Annotated in this window: 12 protein-coding genes; 1 reads left to right on the top strand and 11 read right to left on the bottom strand. The window is 47.0% G+C overall.

Going from position 1 to position 16,170, the window contains the following annotated elements; translation table 11 throughout:
- Positions 1-19: 19 nt before the first annotated feature.
- The 4 genes from HNR50_RS11870 to HNR50_RS11885 all read right to left on the bottom strand — a co-directional run bounded on the left by HNR50_RS11870 (position 20) and on the right by HNR50_RS11885 (position 7,384).
- Complete coding sequence (locus tag HNR50_RS11870) at positions 20-1,792, bottom strand: NADH-dependent [FeFe] hydrogenase, group A6 (RefSeq protein ID WP_184746990.1); 1,773 nt, start codon at positions 1,790-1,792, stop codon at positions 20-22.
- On the bottom strand, positions 1,789-4,923 hold the full coding sequence (nuoF, locus tag HNR50_RS11875; protein WP_184746991.1) for an NADH-quinone oxidoreductase subunit NuoF: 3,135 nt from the start codon (positions 4,921-4,923) through the stop codon (positions 1,789-1,791). Before nuoF ends, HNR50_RS11870 begins: the two co-directional genes overlap by 4 nt.
- Positions 4,920-5,420, bottom strand: coding sequence for an NADH-quinone oxidoreductase subunit NuoE (gene nuoE / locus HNR50_RS11880; protein ID WP_184746992.1), 501 nt, complete (start codon positions 5,418-5,420; stop codon positions 4,920-4,922). Before nuoE ends, nuoF begins: the two co-directional genes overlap by 4 nt.
- 257 nt (positions 5,421-5,677) lie before the next feature.
- Positions 5,678-7,384 (bottom strand): hypothetical protein, encoded by a 1,707-nt coding sequence (locus HNR50_RS11885; RefSeq protein ID WP_184746993.1) that lies wholly within the window; start codon positions 7,382-7,384, stop codon positions 5,678-5,680.
- A gap of 72 nt (positions 7,385-7,456) precedes the next feature.
- On the opposite strand from HNR50_RS11885, the gene HNR50_RS11890 reads away from it, so the two are divergent.
- Positions 7,457-8,161 carry an ABC transporter ATP-binding protein gene (locus tag HNR50_RS11890; protein WP_184746994.1) on the top strand — a complete coding sequence of 235 codons (705 nt, stop codon included), beginning with the start codon at positions 7,457-7,459 and terminating at the stop codon, positions 8,159-8,161.
- Here HNR50_RS11890 and HNR50_RS11895 read toward each other — a convergent pair.
- From HNR50_RS11895 to HNR50_RS22735, 7 genes are all read right to left on the bottom strand, one after another.
- On the bottom strand, positions 8,158-9,414 hold the full coding sequence (locus HNR50_RS11895; protein WP_184746995.1) for a hypothetical protein: 1,257 nt from the start codon (positions 9,412-9,414) through the stop codon (positions 8,158-8,160). The genes HNR50_RS11890 and HNR50_RS11895 overlap by 4 nt on opposite strands.
- Complete coding sequence (locus HNR50_RS11900; protein ID WP_184746996.1) at positions 9,411-10,175, bottom strand: outer membrane lipoprotein-sorting protein; 765 nt, start codon at positions 10,173-10,175, stop codon at positions 9,411-9,413. Before HNR50_RS11900 ends, HNR50_RS11895 begins: the two co-directional genes overlap by 4 nt.
- 20 nt (positions 10,176-10,195) lie before the next feature.
- On the bottom strand, positions 10,196-11,497 hold the full coding sequence (locus HNR50_RS11905; protein WP_184746997.1) for an ABC transporter permease: 1,302 nt from the start codon (positions 11,495-11,497) through the stop codon (positions 10,196-10,198).
- 3 nt (positions 11,498-11,500) lie between these two features.
- On the bottom strand, positions 11,501-12,868 hold the full coding sequence (locus tag HNR50_RS11910; RefSeq protein WP_184746998.1) for an ABC transporter permease: 1,368 nt from the start codon (positions 12,866-12,868) through the stop codon (positions 11,501-11,503).
- A 98-nt stretch (positions 12,869-12,966) separates the two neighbouring features.
- Positions 12,967-13,971 carry an NAD-dependent epimerase/dehydratase family protein gene (locus HNR50_RS11915; protein ID WP_221439867.1) on the bottom strand — a complete coding sequence of 335 codons (1,005 nt, stop codon included), beginning with the start codon at positions 13,969-13,971 and terminating at the stop codon, positions 12,967-12,969.
- A 41-nt stretch (positions 13,972-14,012) separates the two neighbouring features.
- A complete protein-coding gene (locus HNR50_RS11920; RefSeq protein WP_184746999.1) occupies positions 14,013-14,996 on the bottom strand; it encodes a metallophosphoesterase in 984 nt (327 codons plus the stop codon).
- Positions 14,996-16,063 (bottom strand): alkaline phosphatase, encoded by a 1,068-nt coding sequence (locus HNR50_RS22735; RefSeq protein WP_221439868.1) that lies wholly within the window; start codon positions 16,061-16,063, stop codon positions 14,996-14,998. The genes HNR50_RS11920 and HNR50_RS22735 overlap by 1 nt, the downstream gene beginning before the upstream one ends.
- Positions 16,064-16,170 lie beyond the last annotated feature (107 nt).

Raw genomic sequence — 16,170 nt, forward strand, 5'->3', positions numbered from 1 at the left:
GTGGGGGTGAGGAGCTATATCAAACAATGGAGCGCTTTTCGTATTCCGTATGAAGAAGATGATGAGACCTCTCTCCGAGCGGTTCCTTCAGATAATCAGCATAAATCGCTTCTATCGTCGGGTTCTTATGGGACTTGCGTATCGGCTTGCCCTCATCCTCTCTGTAAATCGCGGCGATTCTGGCGCGGCGTTTGGCATCATCGGTAAAACGCGGCTGCCCGCCTCCGCCGATACATCCGCCGGGACAGGTCATGATTTCAACAAAATGCCAGGATTTCTCACCGGACCGAATCAGCTCCATGACTTTCTCCGTATTGCCCAGACCGTGTGCCACAGCCACTTTTACTTCTACGCCGTCGAGGAATTTCCAGGCATCGACAGGATCCGTAATGAGAACCGAAGCCTCTTTGATTCCCTCCAGCCCCGTTATGGGAGCGACATGAAGGTTATCCATGGGGAAATCCCTTCCCGTAACGATTTCGTAAACCGTTCTGAGGGCCGCCTCCATAACGCCCCCCGTATTGGCGAAAATATCCGCCGCTCCCGAAGAGAGACCGAAGGGCGAATCCATGGCCGAGTCGCCCAGGTTGCGGAAGTCGATGCCCATGGAGCGGATCATCTGCCCCAGCTCCCTTGTGGTAAGTACATAATCCACATCGGGAATACCGTTCTGCGTCATCTCGGGACGGGCGGCTTCGAACTTCTTGGCCGTACAGGGCATAACCGAAACGACGACCAGATCTTTCGGATCGACGCCGATCTGTTGGGCATAGTAGCTTTTGGCCAGCGCCCCGAACATCTGCTGGGGCGATTTGCAGGTTGAGAGATTAGGCAGAAAATCGGGATGGAAGTATTCAGCGTATTTTATCCAGCCGGGACTGCAGCTGCTGAACTGAGGCAGGGCCGCCGGTTTTCCATCGACCAGAGTCTGCTTAAGGCGTTTCAAAAGCTCCGATCCCTCTTCCAGAATGGTCAGGTCGGCAGTGAAGTTCGTATCGAACACGCCGTCAAAACCCATGAGCTTCAAAGCCGTTACCATTTTGCCTGTGACCAGAGTTCCCGCTTCGTAGCCGAAACACTCGCCGAGGGCCGCGCGGATAGCCGGCGCGGTCTGAACGACAACGGTTTTTTCAGGATTATCCAGGGCCTGATGAATCTGCTCGATATGGCTTTTCTCGGTGATGGCTCCGACGGGGCAGACCGCCGCGCACTGGCCGCACTGAACGCAGGCAACCGTGTCGAGATCCCTGGTAAAAGCCGGACCTATGACCGTATCGAAACCGCGGTTCTGCGGGAAAAGCGCACCGACATTCTGCACCTCATTACAGACCATAACGCAGCGTCGGCATTTGATGCATTTGCCAGTATCGCGAACAAGGGCGGGCGTCGAGAGATCGAAAACTGAAGGCGGTGTTTCTCCCGCGTACATAGGCTCCCGGAGCCCCAGCATATTGGAGAGGTCCTGCAGTTCGCAGTCATCTCCTCTGTCGCAATATCGGCAATCGCCCACATGTTCGCTCAGCATTAGATCCACAACAGTTTTCCGGGCTTCGCGAACCCGCCTGTTCTCAGTCTGAATGACCATGCCGTCGCGAACAGGAGTCGAGCAGGAGGCCACGAGCGCATTGGCTCCGGCGACTTCCACGACACAGACCCGGCAGGCCCCCTGGGGATGATTTCCCTCGAGATGACAAAGAGTCGGGATGTGAACGCCGATACTCTTCGCCGCTTCCAGAATGGTCAGAGAAGAATCAACCTTATATTCCGTACCGTTGAATGTTATTCCGATCATTTGCTTACCTCCTGATGCTGGCAGACCTTGCCGTAATCGCAGCGAAGACAGCGTTTGGACTGTCGGATCGCGACAGCCTCGTGCCAGGGCTGCTCCACTTCATCGAAATTGTTTTTCCGCCTCTGGGCATCTATCATCTGAATCTGTTCCCTGTGATAAGGAACCGGATCGGAATCGGGGTCGTAACTGGTTTCGATGATCTTATCATCCCTCCAGAAGACATTGTCTTCGCCGGTAAAGAACTGATGGATCGCCACGGCTCCCTTCTCTCCTCCAGCTATGGCCTCGACAACCGATGATGGACCGGTCGTCACATCTCCGCCGGCGAAAACGCGATCCTTACTGGTGCGGCAGTTGACCGGATCGGTAAAGACAAAATTGTTCATACCCAGCTCCAGTTTCTGCTCGTCGATCAACTGCTGATCCAGTCTCTGGCCGGCTGCGATAATCAGCTGATCCGTCTCGATGATATCAGTCTTCTTTCTGTTGACCTGAGGCCGCCTTCTGCCGCTTTTATCGAAATCTCCCAGTTCGACGGGAGAACATTTCAGACCTCTGAGATTGCCATCGCCGTCGCGGATGATTTCAACGGGCTGTGTCAGATCCTTGAGAATGACCCCTTCGCTGAGTGCCGCTTCAATCTCCTCATCGTAGGCGGGCATTTCGCTTCTGGAACGTCTGTAGACAAGGGTGACTTCTTCCGCTCCGAGCCGGATAGCGGTTCTCGCCGCATCGACAGCCGCATTTCCCCCGCCGACCACGACGATCTGATGACCGACCGGAACGGAACCTCGGATATTATACTGCTGGAGGAAAGGAAGGGACTGAACGACGCCCGGCCCTTCTTCGCCCGGCAGGCCGAGAGAAACCGAACCGGCCGCACCGGTGGCCAGGAAGACAGCCTCATAACCCTGAGCTTTCAGGTCATCACAGGAAAAGTCCTTCCCGAGCCGTTTTCCCGTTTCGATATCGACTCCCAGGCCCTCGATCATACGGATTTCTCTGAATAAAGTTTCCCGGGGCAGCCTGTAGGCGGGAATAGCCTGAACAAGCAGACCGCCCGCACGATCTTCTGCTTCGAATATCTTCGGTTTGTATCCCAGTCTGGCCAGAAAATAAGCACAGGAAAGACCGGCCGGACCGGCGCCGATAATGGCGATTTTTCGCTTTGCGTATTCGGCATTTTCCCGAACTTCCGGCAGCTGAACGGTTATCTCCTGATCGACGAGGAACCTTTTGACCCCCCTTACGGAAACCGGTTCGTCTATTGTTGACCGGCGGCATTTCTCCTCGCAGGTGTGAAAACAGACCCTGGCGCAAACAGCAGCGAAAGGATTTCTCTCCCGATGGAGTTTCAAGGCCTCGGCATAGCGCTTTTCGCCTGTGAGCGAAATGAATCCCGGAATATCGACACCGGCGGGACAGGCGCTCTGACAGGGTGCTCTGACAAGATCGGGACAGACGCCGGCGCGGCAGTGCTTATCGCGGATATGTTCCACATACTCGTTTCTGAAATGGCGGATCGTCGACAGAACGGGATTGGGAGCCGTCTGCCCCAGGCCGCAGAGTGCAGTCTGCTGAATCTGATGGCCCAGTTCGACCAGTTTATCGATATCGCCCTCTTCGCCGTCTCCTTCGCAGATCCGGTTCAGGATTTCCAGCATTCTCTTGGTTCCGACCCGGCAGGGGACGCATTTCCCGCAGGATTCCTCCTGTACGAACTCAAGGAAGAAACGAGCCATATCGACCATACAGGTGTCTTCATCCATAACGATAAGGCCGCCTGAACCGATAATGGCTCCCAACTCTTTCAAGGTGTCATAATCGAGGGGGACATTGAGATATTCCCGGGGGATACATCCGCCGGAGGGACCGCCGATCTGTGCAGCCTTGAAGTGTTTCCCTTCCTTCATGCCATCGCCGATATCATAGATAACCTCACCCAGAGGCGTACCGATAGGAATTTCCACCAGACCGGAATTGTTTATGGAACCGGCCAGGGCAAAAACTTTGGTGCCCTTGCTCTTTTCCGAACCGTAAGTGCCGTACCAGGCTGCTCCCCTCTGTATGATGGGAGCGATGTTGGCGTAGGTTTCCACGTTGTTGAGAAGAGTCGGTTTCCCCCAGAGACCTTTCTGAGCCGGAAAAGGCGGTCTCGGCCTGGGCTCTCCCCTCTTCCCTTCAATGGAATTGATAAGCGCGGTTTCCTCACCGCAGACAAAGGCTCCGGACCCCATCCGGATACCGAGGTCGAAGTCAAAACCGGAACCGAGAATATTTTTACCGAGAAGGCCGGCTTCCCTGGCCTGGTAGATCGCCTGATTCAGCCTTTCAACAGCCAAAGGATACTCAACGCGAACATAGACATAGCCCTGGGACGAACCTATGGCGTAACCGGCGATAATCATACCCTCTATAAGGCTGTGAGGATCGCCTTCGAGAACGCTTCTATCCATAAAAGCACCGGGATCGCCCTCGTCGGCATTACAGAGAACGTATTTGATATCACTCTTTTCAAGAGCCGTGAATTCCCATTTTTTACCAGTGGGAAAACCGCCGCCGCCCCGGCCTCTCAACCCGGACTGGATGACCTCTTCGATGACGCAAAGAGGCTTCATCCCCTTTAGAGCCATTGCCAGCCCCTGATAACCATCGTGGCCGATATAGTCATAGATATTGGCGGGATCGACATTGCCGCAATTTCTCAAAACGATCGGAGTCTGTTCCTTGAAAAAGGGGATATCCGGCTGCCTGGCAAAACTCTCTCCGTCCGATACATTCTTCCATGTAAGAGATTCGACTACTCTACCATCTCCGAGATGTTCCTTTACAATAAGATCGATATCTTCATCATGAACATTCTCATAAATGACCGAATCGGGATTGACCTTGAGAACCGGCCCTTTAGAACAGGGTCCGAGGCAGCCTGTGAGCTTGACTGTGGCATCAATACCCGAGTCGGCGATTTTCTTTTCCAGTGATTCCTTGAGAGACAGGGACCCGGAGGCAATACAGCCTCCGCCGCCGCAGACGCAAACCTGCAGCTTCTCTTTTTCATGCTCCCTCTTTTCCCGCTCAAGATCCCGTATTTCCGTTAACTGATTTACAGATGTGATTTTCCTGACTTTCATGAGTGTACCACCTCCACCGATTCTTTGTAGGAACTGAGAATTTCCTTAAGCTTGGAAGGCTTCACCCTCTGGTGGACATCGTCGTTGATCATGACGACAGGCGCCAGGCCGCAGGCGCCGAAACAGCGCCCCACTTCCAGAGAGAACTCTCTGTCTTCGGTCGTTCCCCCCACCGGAATTCCCAGCTGATCCTGCAGGGCTTTGAGAACATCCTTCCCACCGCGGACATAACAAGCGGTTCCCAGGCAAACCCTGATGATGTTCCTTCCCCGGGGAATCGTGGAAAACCAGGAATAAAATGAGACGACTCCCGTCACTTCGCTGTAAGGGATTTTCATGGATGTGGAAATGTGTTTGAGGACAGATTCGGGCAGGTAGCCGAAGAGGTTCTGAGCCGACTGGAGCACGGGGATTAGGGCCCCCTCCACTCCTTCGAAATTGGCGATGATGTGATCAAGACTCTGCATCATTTCCGCTTCGGTTGTTTCTTGGCACATGAAATTACTCCTTCTCGCATTTTTGAGGGGTTATTTCATTTACGCCGGATCGGGGTAATGGACGCAGTAATTTTTGTTTTGGATGGTTTTTTAAATTTTGATAATCTCGATTCGGTGAAATTTCCCCCGCTTGCTTTTTGTTTCTTATTTATAAGATACACCCGAAAAAGCAATAGGGGAATAATTATCTATTATTTTTTATCTATATTGTTTTATGGATAAAAGTTTGGCGAAGTCCAATCGCTGAACCTCAACTTTTAAGGGAATATATGTAATTTCATACCCAAAATATTTCTTCTCATAGTCTTACCTTCAATGGTCTCGAAATTAGTGGTGTAATTGAAGGAATAATCGATTGATACCCAGATAGGGAGATTCTCGAACTCGTAGGCGGCCGCCAAAGTTGCTATATGAATCTTTTCATAAATGCCATCATTCAAAAAGTCTTTAGTCAGATCTTGACTTCTTTCGTAGCTGACATTATCAATAGCTCCATATCCATCTCCATCCACTCCGTTATCACCATGACGGATAAACTGATATTGCAGCATAAAATGGAAATTCATATAAGGCATGGATTCAATGCGAATCAGGAATTCATCTGAGTTCGGTGGCAAATGATAACCCAGGTTCTCATTGTTATTAGTCCAAGTTAGATCAAAAGTATCTCCCTCATCGGAAAAATAGTATTCCTGGGGCCAGTGGTCATAAGTATAGGGTTCAATCCTCGTATACTGAAAGGAAGCCATTGTGAACGGAAGCCAGGGAATTGCCCACTTGGCCCCCCCCTGCGCTGCCCAGGGCATTATAGGATCGGATAACAATCCTTCGTTTGAGGTTATTTCATCCAGGTAGACATTGGCGTAAATTTTAACACCAGCCGGCGGTATTTTAAAAGCCAGAGAGAAATCCATGGAAATATTGTCCTGGTCTCCCGTCAAGCTCTGCCCGATAACCGGAGGCAGAAGAGGATTCAGATAGGCAATTTCAAACCGTTTACCCCAGATAGCTGAAGAGGAAAAGGAAAAATAGATCCAGTTGACCGGAAGAAACTCAAACAACTGAGAGGTCAGCATCTTCTGCGAAATAATATCATCAGATCCGTAGGAATCGGTTCCCTCCATCCAGTTATCCAGCGAGCCGGTACTGAAATACAAATTAAACCAGTCCAGAGGTCTGAAACCGAGGTCTAACCCGGAATAAGGTCTGGCGCTGGCTGATATGGAAAGATTTCCAATGCCATTTCCATGATCCCGACGAACTCTGGCATAATTGAGTTTTATCTTGTTTTCCCTGAAACTGAAATTCAGCTCCGGCATGGTCATAAGAGAGAAACTTGTTCCATCTTCATCACCATCTACCAGTCCTCCGCCATTCAACCCGCTACTGAGAGCAATATAATAGCCATCCGTTGCAATATTTGTGTAGGCGTAGGGAGAAAATGCATCGACATTGACATCGTTGACGCCGACGCTCGCATTCATATCATAGGATCCGTAGGTAGAGAGATCGCCTTCCAGATTGAGTGTGGTAAAATTAGTGCTGTGGATTGTGCCGGAATTGAGATCGCCCCTCAGTTCAAAATCAAAATATATTCCGATTGCAACAGGAAATGTAGCGTCAGGTTCGTTATTAAACTGCACTTTACCCTGTTTTAATACATTTATAGCTGTTATTTCGCGGTCCTGAGGACTATATTTCTTAAGCGCGCTGTCCAGAACAGTCTGTTCCATACGGCTCAGTTCGCTTCTTTTCCGGTCCATCTGGTTTAGATAGTCCAGAATCTCCGCTTTGTAAAAGGGACGCATTTGAGAGAGATTTTCGATGATGCCCCTCATTTCTGCCATTTCAAGGATCTTGTAGACCGACTCATCAACATCTACAGTATTATATGTCTGCCCCTGAATGGTCAGTGAAAATATGATTGAAATAATAAATATTAAGAGTGGTTTTTTGTTTTTCATTTTCCCAATATATCAGATTCGAACAGAAGGAAACAACTATATTAAGTGAAACAATTGTGCTAAAATGCCGCTATGGCAATTATTGAACTGGAAAACGTCAAAAAGAATTATCAACTGGGAAAAACAGAAGTTCCCGCCCTACAGGGGGTAAGCTTTAAAATAGAAAAAGGTGACTTTGTTTCGATCGTCGGACCGTCCGGATCGGGAAAATCGACCATCCTCAATCTGCTTGGATGTATTGATACAGCTTCATCGGGAGTCGTCAAAATAAATGAGACCGCTACATCCGAGCTTACAGATATGGACTTGACCCGGATTCGCCGTCAATCCATCGGATTCATCTTCCAAACCTTTAATCTCCTACCTACATTGAACGTCTATGAAAATATAGAATTCCCCCTACTTCTTAAGAACCGCAAAATATCAAGGCAGGACAAGAAGAAACAGAAAGAGTATATCGATCATTTAGTAGAAGAAGTGGGTTTAACAGGACGGGAAAATCACCGCCCCAGTGAATTGTCGGGAGGACAGAGACAGAGAGTTGCCATAGCCAGGGCGCTGGTTACTCAGCCTCAGATTGTTCTGGCCGATGAACCGACAGCCAATCTGGATAGCAAAACCGGTGAAGAAATTATTGATCTGATGAAGAGAATAAACAGAGAGCTTCAAACCACTTTTATTTTTTCAACCCATGATCAATCTATAATGGAAATCGCCGATCACATAATCCGTCTGAAAGACGGATCAGTTGTGGAAAACAGAAGGAATAATCCTTAAAAATCAGTTTTCAGCTCCAGTTCCAGGGCAAGGGCTATCCTGCGGCCTTCGGGATCTGCATTATTCTGCATAGCCCAGGAATTCTCATTGCCATAGACTATAGGCAACCCTATATTCATTCGCAAATAAGGTAATATTTTCTGAGTCAGACCCAGTGTAACAATCCCGGACCAATCACTGAAATTGTTTTCCACCTGGGCAGCCAGATCGAATTTGGCTCCGAAGGGATTGTCCCACTTCACAGCCAAAGCCGCAATATGCTGATGCCCCGGACCGTCGGCTTTGCCATTCCAACCATAAGGGAATTCATCATAAAGCCCGACATCCCAAATGCTGTCGTCGGGATCATACCAGTCACCGATCCAGCTATAGCGGTATTCTCCATAAAGTTTCACTGAGTCCCATTCCCTGTAGAATCCGGTAACTACAGCTGTCAAATGAAAGGCATCCCGGAAATTGGTTGTGAAATCGATAAAAATATCGGTTTTACCTATAACCTGTTTAAACGATAAAAGAGTGTGAATCCCTTCATTGTAATTGTATTTAACCGCAGGGGTTATCAGGGTTTCACCGAACACAAAATCGACCTTTACGGCATAGGAGAAGTCTTCTATATCAAGGGTATTTCCTGTCATCATTACCAGAGAAAGTCCGGATAATGTGGGGAAAGAGAATCGGGCATTAATATAGGATCCAGAGCTTATAGCAAGCAAATCACCGTTATTGTAGAAACGGGCCTGCCCCCAGGACATATTGTATTTACCAAACCGGGTGAAAAGAAAATCTTTCACAATATAGTCGACGTAGAGCTCTCCGATGGAAGGGATGTCCCAGGCTTCATCTCCATCGCTCCACTCACTGTCATCGATCAAAGCCAGAGGATCGAATCCAGTAAGTAAACTTCCGTAAAGGCTGATCTCCGGAGCGGGACGGGCATTAAAAAAAAGTTTAAGATTACTTTCCAGACCTACCGAAGGTTCCACAGAATCTTCACTAATCTCCCAATCCAGAAGCCCAACGCCACCGATAGCGCTTAGAGAAAAAGTACCGCCGAACTGAATTTTATCGGATTCTTCGAACTGACTGTGCAGATCTTCTTCCGGTTCTTCGACGACTATATCCTCATCCGGTGCGGCAAAAAGATCATCGAGATTATCCATGGGTATATCTTCAGAATCACCTGTGTCTTGGGCAAAAATAGTAAACCCTAGCAGGAAAATCAGAGGAACAATTAAACTTTTCTTCAATCTCATTGATTAACCCTTTCAAGATATTCCTTGGTGAAAAGCGAATCAGGAAGTTCCGATAGAGAAGGCTTGCTAACTGTTATAGTCGTTCTCTCATACTCTGTTTTTCCGTTTATAGTTCTGGATCGCAAATAGTCAAGCATAACCAGATTATAAGGCAACCATTTGTCTTCGAGTTTCTGATATCGGGGAATGGCTGTCACTCTCATCCGCTGCCCCGACAAACTGTAATCTTCCATTTTTCTGATCAAATTATCTTCGGAAACCCATAACTTTACCTTTGGAAAGGAAACTTCATCGTTTAGGGCCTCAAGTTCGAGTACTGTACAATCCCATACTCCAAGTTTTTCTTCATAAGAATTGACGGCTTTGTAATCAAGAGAGAAGTCCGAACGAGTAAAATCGGAAATACGGGCACTGGAATTCTGAAGTCGTTCTTTTGCACTGGTAAATGTGAAGCTTCTCCCAACCGGGTCGTACAACCAAAGGTTGTCATCTATTTTCAGATATCCCTTTCCTTTATCAGCATCGGGTTTGAGAATAAGAATCATGAACTTATCTTCACCGTCACGGCGGAAGATAGTGGCGACGGTCGATTCGGTCGCACCGCCGGGTTCCCGTTTTACAATCGTATATTCAGCGGAAAGATCATCTTCCTGAAAAGAAATAAGCCTGTCAACAGACTCAAGAAGCCGCTGAGCCTCCGATTGTGCGAAGAGTCCTGCGCTAATGGTCAGGAAAAAACATAACCAGATTATCTTTTTCATTACTTTTCCTCGTATATCAATCAATTGTCCACCCGGAACGCTTCAACAGGAGAGAGCTTCGATGCTCTGTCAGCTGGCCCTGCCGCGGCTAAAAGCACAGCAAGCAGCATAAGCAATACCGTAATCAATGCCATGGCTGGATCTATCCGGGGAACCATATGCCCCTGCTCAGTAAAAAGTCCGGCTCCAGGAAGCATGGATATATTAATAACACCAAATAATTTTTTTAACAGATAATAAAGAACAAAACCACCGGCAGAAGCAGCGATATCGAGAAAAAAGGCTTCATAGAGAAACATAGCTCTCACCTCGTTTCTCGTCATTCCCATAGCTCTGAGCGTTCCGATTTCCTTCGTTCTTTCATAGACAAGAACACGGTAGGTATTGAGGATACCCACCATCAATATAAGCATAAAGAGTACCTGAACCAGCCAGGCGACCAGAGTCACAGCATCCATAATGGTCGTTATCTCATCCAGATGGGCATTAAGAGTCAGAGGAGCGAGAACCGGCCCCAGATTCCAGTCGTATTGACTCAGTTCTTCACTCAACTGTCCCTTACTGTACATGCGGGGAAGAACTTCAAAGGAAGCGGATAGATAATCGGTCAGATCATCGACAAAAGCGCTATCATTGACACCGGATTTCGTATATATAGCCAAATCTGTGGCATAATCATCCTCTCTGACGAGAAGATGATTCAAATCGGCTCTGTTCATATAGGCGACATATCCAAAAAGTCCTGTTTCACTGAAAATTCCCTGAACAATAAGTGTTGCCGTATTATACTGACCGGAATCAGTTGTTAAAGCCAACTGTACACCATCCCCAACCCTGGCACCGAGAATATCAGCTGCCGCTTCACTGATAAAAACTCCCTGTCCATTATATTCAAGCATCTGTTCCAGAGAACCCTCTTTGAATTCAAGGGAAGATAGAACATCCTTCTCACCATCAAAATCAATGCCGATCAAACGTCTCTGAACAACTGACTGACCACCGAAAAACAAAGAGGCATCTTTTTTGTAATAAATAGTTCGAGGAGAAATACCAGTTATAGGTAAAGAAGATTCCCGAATATAAGCTTCGACTTCCTCAGCATTAACAAGAGCCTGACCGGATTTTCTCTTTTCATAGCCGGTAATGCTGACGTGACCGGAAAAGTATCGGGCCGCTTTACCTTTAACTGTCTCCAGGGCCCCGAAAGAGATGGAATGTACCAGAGTCATTAGTGAAAAGCCCAGGAGAATGGCAATAAACATAAGTAGATACCGCTTCCACTGTAAAGCGACATTCCGTAATGCAAAAAATAAAACAGTCAATTATCACACCTTATTTATTGCCGATACGGGTTGAACCCGCATGGCGACTGAAACAGGATAAATCCAGGCAAGAGAGCCCATAACCACGGCAATCACTAAATGCCCCAGAAGGCTGGTAAAGGTTATCTGCGGTGTAAGAGAGGTTCCTCCGAACAATGTAATCAGCAGAGAATTGCTCAGCTCAATATGCAGACCTTTTACAATCCCAACAGCAATTATGCCCAGGAATATACCAATCACAGCTCCTCCTATAGTGATAATCATGGATTCCCACATAAAAAGGGCGCGTATAAAATGGGGAGAAGCTCCCATGCTTCTCATAGTTCCGATCTCCCCTGTCCTTTCAAGCACGGAAAAAACCAGTGCATTCATTATGACCAGTACAGCCCCAAGTCCAAGGAAACCAAGCCCTACATAAAAAAGGGTTTGTACGGCAAAAACAATTAAAGCCGTTGAACCGGCAGCTCTTCTCCAGGAGAGGAATTCCGCTTCACCTTCAAAATCGTCAACAATACGGTTGATTTTCCGGTAGAGAGCACTTCTCTTTCCTTCAACCGCTTTCATCAGTATGAAACTCCAGGCTCCCGTATCGGTTTCCACAAGAGTATCTCGAACATCCGTATCAGCCAGATCAGCTTCAAAATCGTCAAAATCAAAATCTTCCAGAGGATCGGCTTCAATATCCATATCCTCCGAGAATAGGGAATCAAAATTGAAGTCATCAACTTCTCCATCTCCGGTAGCTTCATCGGAAATTGAAGAGCCTAATGTATAATCGGCCAGATAACGGACAGTGGTCAGATCGGCAAGGACAACTCTTTCCAGAACTTTCGTATTGCCGGGATATCTGTGTATTCCCAGATAAGGCGCTTTTTTCACTCGGAAACTGTTGCCCGAAGCTATTGTAAAACTGACCGGCTCGCCTCTTTTTAAGGGCCGATTGAGTTCATCTTCAATTTCTTGAGCCAGATCAGAATTGAGAAATACTCCGCTCTGAGAAAGTGCATCAAAATCACCAGAAAGAACGTCAATATCAGTACAGACCTGCCTGTATCCAGCCGGATCTACACCGAAAATCGGAATGTTCTTTTTAAATCCATCAATTTCCATCCTCACCGGGACCGATACGATGGATGTATAGGCTTTAACGGCCGGTTCCTGTTCAATCGCTTCGATAAGTCTGTTGTGAGAGTATAGAGAGGGAATGAGTTCGAGATTACTGATTATGGGGATTTCATTACCGAACAGACTGAAGGCTCCACCGCTTTCCGGACCGATGGCCGCATCACCGGTGAAACTGCCGACGAATGTCCGCTCCAGCCCGCTATTTGTACCCAGAAACAGGGCATTTCCCACAAAGAGAATAGCCATACCCGCCATAATCAACGAGGCTAGAAGAAGACTTTTTTTGTAATTTCGGATTAGATTGCGCCAGGCAAGCTTAAATATCAGATTCAATCAATCCTCGCTTATTCGGAATAGAACAGTACCTGATCCCGTTCCGCATTTTCCAGAAACTCATAGCGGATCGTACGGCTTATCCCCTCTTCCAGGGAAACAGGTGCTTCAAAATCTGTCGATTTCCGGTTTTCTCCGTTAAACAATGTGTCTGAACAGAATTTTTTGATCCGAATTCGGCTTATGGGGAATTTTTTCCCTGTTAAAAAGGCAAGAAAATCAAAAACCGCTCCCCCGGAGTACCCGAGAAAATAGGGCCAATGAATACCAGTCCGGGCTTTCTTCCCGAGAGAGCCCCGCACAAGTTTAACCAATTCATTCATATTAAAATCAGGCTTATCAATATAATTGAAAAGATGTTCACCCGGCTTATTATTCAGATTAAAATGAAGAAAGGCCGCAATATTCTCAACATAGGCCATGGATTTTACATTTTTTCCGCTTCCGATCATGGGGAAAAGGCCGGTAGAGATCTGCTTGAACAGGTTATAGACATTACCCCGGTTTCGTTCTCCGAACACAACAGTAGGCCGAACAATGGTCAAAGATCGTTTTTCCCTGTCTTTTTCCAGCCATTCCCTGTAGACTTTTTCGGCTTCCCATTTGGTGCGGCCGTAATCGTTAAAATAATTGATTTCTCCGGTTTCATCTGTCCCGGGAGTAGCAAAACCGTATACAGCGACGGAACTGGTAAAAATGATGTTTTCGATGGAAAGTTCGTCGCAGAGTGCAACAAGGTTTTCAGCTCCGTTGACGTTCACTTCGTCGTAAAGGCTTTTAGGCGTCACATCATCGCGGTGCTCCGCGGCCAGATTTATTACTGTATGGGTGTCCCGAAGAGCTTCGCGGAAGGAATTGATGTCGCGAATATCCATTTGAATGGTTTGATCGGGGAAGAAAGGTGATATATTTTTATCGAGGATTTGAAATGGAAGTCCTGCGTCAGAAAGACGTCTGCAGAGGCGGGAGCCTATAAATCCCGATCCTCCGATGATTGAGATCATGTTTTTTTTCATTGGATCATATTAGCACAAAGGGTATTTTTTGTCTTTACTCTTCAAGGACCGGGATCGAAGCGGTAGATGAATCGGCTGGTCATGTCGTAGTGTAATGAAAAAGTATGATCCTTCTGGAAAGGAGCAGAGTCATAAGATGTCTGAAAAAATCTGTTTACATCTTTCTCGACAGACAGGGTTTCCACATTAATGCGATTCTGATCGGGATAGAATTGGAGTACACGAAGCCAGCCGTTTCCGCCGTTAGGCTCATTCTGAAAATCAGTGAGGATTTGGTGAACAGAATTTCCATTCAACCCTTTTGAAATGCGAAGTTCGCTATCTGAAACATGACCGCAGAGAACCATAAAAACATTACTGTGTTTCTTAACGAATTTGTCCCAGATCGTCTGTCCATCGGCACCTTCAATATCGTATTTGCCGGAACCGTTATCATACCTATCACCACCACGTTTCATATAGCTGTGGGTCACAACAATTACCCTTGTATCATAATGCTCTGCAATAACACGATTCGCCCATTGCAGTACCTCTTGGCGGGGAAGAAATTCAAGGGACAGAACCATGAAATGGAGGTCCCCGACTGAAAAAAAGGTGTAATTGTTTTCATTCCCCTCTTCGTAATGACCGCCATACCACTCTTTACCAGAAAAACGATCCGGCCCGAAATAGCGATTGAATCGACTGGTATTACGTTTTTTCCCATGAAGGGGATTGTCGTGATTTCCAGGTATAACACTGTAGGGGATATTTGCATCATCAAGAATGGTATGAGCTCTGTCGGCGACACGCCACTGGCGAAACGTGTTGTCATCTGTCAGGTCTCCGAGATGAATGACGAACTGTATATTATTCTCAGCCCGGTTATCTGCAATCCACTGAGTCTGTCTGTAATAGGTTTCGGGGTGGTATTGTGTGTAATATTGGGTGTCGGGGAGGAGGACGATGGAGAAAGGTGTTTCATTACCCCATATCTGAGCAGTTGATATAATTAATGCTATTATAAAGAAAATTTTAGCTTTCATTATTTAATCGAACGGCCTATTAAGAAATCATATATATCCGTATTATCTATTATTGACCCAACTGATCCATTAACTTCGCCCTGGATATAAAAAGGGATATTGACACCGGTATGATAAACAGTGCTCCAGCTAACTGTCGGCAGGTTTCCCTCTCCGTTATCACCGATTACATCCAGACCACCGGTTTCATGATCTGCCGTTACAATAAGAAGGATGTCGTCTCTCTGCCCTACCCACCCCCGAACAGCGGTTACGGCATCCGAAAAGGATTCCATTTCGAATATCATTCTCTGTAAATCGTTGTCATGACAGGCGTGATCGATCCGGGCGCCCTCGATCATAAGAAAAAAACCATTATAATCTGTATCAAGCAATTCAAGGGCTTTGAGCGACATTTCTGCCAGAGTCGGGAACTCCCCCAATCCATCGTAGACATAAGGCATATGGCCATCGCCGAAGAGAGCGCAAACCTGTTCTCCAGAAAGAGAATTCATCTCCACTTCGTTAAAAGCAATAGCATAACCAGAGATAAGCGGCAAATTGCTATCGATTCCGGCAGAAATACCTCCTCCGCCGAACAGGACATCCGGTTTTGTGCGGTTGAATATCTCCACTGCAATATCTTCATAGTTTTCTCTACTGGTATTATGGGAAATAAATGCGGCCGGTGTGGCGTGGGAGATCATGGCTGTCGTTACTATCCCGGTGCTTTTTCCAAGATCCTGATGGGTTTCCAGTGCTGTTTTGTACGAACTGCCGTCACCGGGAATGGCTTTGCTGATTACACCGTTATTGACTTTATGGCCTGTTGCCATGGCGGTGGCAGCGGCTGCCGAGTCGGTTATACTGCTGCTTGCCGACCTTGTGGTAACGGAACCCTGGACTGGAAGATCTTCGAATCCCAGTCTGCCTTCTTCTCCATAGAGGTACAAATTAGCAGCTTTTATTTGTTCATATCCCATTCCGTCACCGATCATTATTATTACCGATTTCGGAGGGTCTATCTGCGTACAGCCGATTAGAAGGAGAAATAATATAAAACAGGAAAAGAAAATTTTTTTATTCACTCTATTGGTAATTATATCACAAGTTTGATTTCTTCATTTTTTGAAGACTATTAAAATTAGAGGATTTTAAGGTTAGTTGAAGAAACTGGAAACTGATCTTTCTATAC

The organism is Spirochaeta isovalerica, assembly GCF_014207565.1.
GTDB lineage: Bacteria > Spirochaetota > Spirochaetia > DSM-2461 > DSM-2461 > Spirochaeta_F > Spirochaeta_F isovalerica.